Here is a 2,281-nt window from a genome sequence, read left to right as displayed (position 1 = left end):
AAATTGCAAATGGAAATAGAATGATAATAATAATCAGGTAGAGCAATTTATAAATAAGTTGCAAAACTCTTCTCCTCCTTTATTTAACCATTCACAATCTCCCCACCATTTACATGAATGGTCTGTCCTGTGACATATTCACTAGCATTTGTGGCTAGAAATAAATAACTCGGTGCCACTTCATATGGTTGACCTGGCCTTTTAAGTGCATTACTTTTGCCCCATGTTTTTAGTTGTTCAGAAGTAAAAGTTGCAGGAATCAGTGGTGTCCAGATTGGCCCCGGTGCTACTGCGTTTACCCTAATCTTTTTTTCTAATATGTCTTCATTCTGCGCTAATGACCGAGTAAAAGATAAGATTGCTCCTTTGCTTGCAGAATAATCAACAAGGACAGGTGAGCCTGCATATGCCGTAATAGAAGTAGTGTTTATTATTGAGCCACCCTCTCGAAATAGAGGAAATATTGCTTTAGTCAACATAAACATACCTATAACATTTGTTTTGAAAATTCTTGTGACTTCACTCATTGGAATATCTAAAAAATGTTCGTGAACATGTTGTTCACCAGCATTATTGACAAGTATGTCAACATGACCAAACTTCTGTGAAGTTTCTGCTGTTATTTTTTTAATAAAGCCTTCATCAGCAATATCACCTGCCAAAACTAAAACCCGACGACCGATCTTTAAAATTTTATCAGCTATTTTCTGAGCATCTTGATCTGATTGATAATGGACAAGAACAATATCGGCACCTTCTTTTGCAAACAAAAGGGCGGTAGCGGCTCCAATCCCACTATCTCCCCCTGTAATTAGAGCGATTTTGCCTCTCAGTTTGTTGCTTGGCTCATAAGAAGAGTCTTCCAATTGTGGAATTGGAGTTAGATTTTGTGTCTGATCATCCATCAAATAACCTTGTTTAGGTTCCTGAGAATTGGGCATTTTAGAAATTCCTCCTTTGAAAATAAATTAGCAGTATTGATAATGGAAAATTATTCCCGATTGGTTTTGTAAAGTTTTTAAAATGATAAAGATCAGTCAAAAATCACATTTATAGCGTTCAGCCTTTGTGGTTGCGCTTACAAATCTTTGACAACATATTTTCTATCCTTAGTACAAAATGCCCAAAAATTCCCAATTTTCTTCAAGATTTCCGGATTTAATAAGTCTTCCTTTAACCAGTTGAAAGTGAATCAAGTCTTTAAAATATTTAATAATTTCATTAAAGGAATATCTCCAAAACAAATCTGTATGTTCATAAATCACTTTTAATGAAACCCCATTTTGAGCATGAACAGGTGTGTTTTCTAATAGATTGAATAATTCATCTTCACCATTTTTCATAAAGATTCCTCCTCGTATTATTAAATTTAGCTTTTCAGTTAGATCTATTTTTTTCTCGTATTTATTTGTTTGTTGGAAACTATACGATAGCTTCTAATTATCATTGCCCTTGGTCAACCAATATAGGTTCATTTTCCCCTGTAGTTCGACTATCTTTTAAACTCCACCTAGACAACTATTTTAAAACGCAAAGCACATGCTATATTCTATTAAAAGTTTGAACCCAGCAATTTATCTAGTTTTAATTAACAAAAGATCCATTTCTTCTCTCTTAACTTGTCTAGGAAGAAAGCTCCGAATTTCCTTTTCATTAAAGCCAATCAAAATTCTTTGATTATCAATAAGAATTGGAGATTCTATTAAACTATTATTATTAGCCAGTAACTTAATAAAATGGGATAATTTTAAATTGTCTGCGTCTATACCTAGCACTTTAAAAGTTTTAGCCGGGTTTGAGACAATATCCCAGCATCCATTCTCTCAGAGAAAGTAGTTCTTTAATTTCGTTAACGTTTAACGGCTGTTTTAACATATTTCTTTCTTGAAATACCACATGACGTTTTAGTAACCAATGTTTAGATTCACAACCAGAAGTATTGTTTGTGGCAACTAGTAAAGTTAACATATAGATCCTCCTTTTCTACCCAAACGACATTATATTTATAACTACTAATGCTATTTTTAAAAATATTATTGTTATATTTTTAAACTAGATTAAAATATCATAGTTAAGATGTCAATTATTAAATCCAAGGAAACACAAAATGGATCGTGCCAATGCTGATTCTAATTTAATCTGGTTTCTTGGTATTAGTTATTTTGCCTCGATTTAAAATTGAAGTGCAACACCTGTTCTACTAGACCAGTTCTTTATTCAAACTTGTCAAAAAGGCCATGAAGACCTATTCTTAATTCACCACAAACAAGAAAGAGGTATC

4 protein-coding genes are annotated in these 2,281 nt (G+C 32.9%); all 4 read right to left on the bottom strand.

Features of this window, described 5'->3' with window-relative positions; translation table 11 throughout:
* Positions 1-83 precede the first annotated feature (83 nt).
* On the bottom strand, positions 84-941 hold the full coding sequence (locus FC85_RS02525; RefSeq protein WP_057863999.1) for an SDR family oxidoreductase: 858 nt from the start codon (positions 939-941) through the stop codon (positions 84-86).
* A 168-nt stretch (positions 942-1,109) separates the two neighbouring features.
* Positions 1,110-1,343 carry a hypothetical protein gene (locus FC85_RS02520; RefSeq protein ID WP_057863998.1) on the bottom strand — a complete coding sequence of 78 codons (234 nt, stop codon included), beginning with the start codon at positions 1,341-1,343 and terminating at the stop codon, positions 1,110-1,112.
* 231 nt (positions 1,344-1,574) lie between these two features.
* Positions 1,575-1,775, bottom strand: coding sequence for an ArsC/Spx/MgsR family protein (locus FC85_RS16035; protein WP_235807818.1), 201 nt, complete (start codon positions 1,773-1,775; stop codon positions 1,575-1,577).
* A gap of 10 nt (positions 1,776-1,785) precedes the next feature.
* Positions 1,786-1,968, bottom strand: a complete 183-nt coding sequence (locus FC85_RS16030; RefSeq protein ID WP_225424233.1) for a thioredoxin domain-containing protein — start codon at positions 1,966-1,968, stop codon at positions 1,786-1,788.
* Positions 1,969-2,281: the final 313 nt, after the last annotated feature.

The organism is Lentilactobacillus diolivorans DSM 14421, from assembly GCF_001434255.1.
Classification (GTDB): domain Bacteria; phylum Bacillota; class Bacilli; order Lactobacillales; family Lactobacillaceae; genus Lentilactobacillus; species Lentilactobacillus diolivorans.
The sequence above is the reverse complement of the archived record's forward strand: the minus strand, read 5'-3'. Positions and strand labels throughout refer to the sequence as shown.

Coding starts and splice junctions, on each gene's coding strand:
- FC85_RS02525 (WP_057863999.1), bottom strand. CDS start 941: ATGCCCAATTCTCAGGAACCTAAACAAGGTTATTTGATGGATGATCAG.
- FC85_RS02520 (WP_057863998.1), bottom strand. CDS start 1,343: ATGAAAAATGGTGAAGATGAATTATTCAATCTATTAGAAAACACACCT.
- FC85_RS16030 (WP_225424233.1), bottom strand. CDS start 1,968: ATGTTAACTTTACTAGTTGCCACAAACAATACTTCTGGTTGTGAATCT.